This is a genomic window from Pseudomonas caricapapayae (assembly GCF_001400735.1).
GTDB classification, from domain to species: Bacteria; Pseudomonadota; Gammaproteobacteria; order Pseudomonadales; family Pseudomonadaceae; genus Aquipseudomonas; species Aquipseudomonas caricapapayae.
The window spans coordinates 1-328 of sequence record NZ_LJPW01000074.1 but is presented as its reverse complement, the minus strand read 5'-3'; the positions used below and the strand labels follow the sequence as shown (position 1 = coordinate 328).

The window sequence follows — 328 nt, the reverse complement described above, 5'->3', positions numbered from 1 at the left end:
AAACCGATAGCGCTGTCCTGCATCATGTAGGCCAGTCGTTCTTCGGGGTAATCCGGGTCCAGCGGCACGTAAGCGCCACCGGCCTTGATGATCGCCAGCAGGCCGATGACCAGCTCCAGGCTGCGCTCGACGCAGATACCCACCAGCACGTCCGGGCCGACACCTGACTCACGCAGGCGATGGGCAAGCTGGTTGGCGCGGGCGTTGAGTTGCGCGTAGCTCAATTGCTCGCCGGCAAAGATCAGCGCCGGAGCGTCCGGTGTGGCCAGCACCTGGGTTTCGATAAGGCTGTGCAGGCAGTACTCGCTCGGGAACTCGGCAGCCGTGG

General features: G+C 64.3%; 1 protein-coding gene. It reads right to left on the bottom strand.

What is annotated here, in order from left to right; genetic code table 11:
• A partial coding sequence (locus ALO80_RS11490; protein WP_144434216.1) for an AMP-binding protein occupies window positions 1-328 on the bottom strand: 328 nt, incomplete at both ends.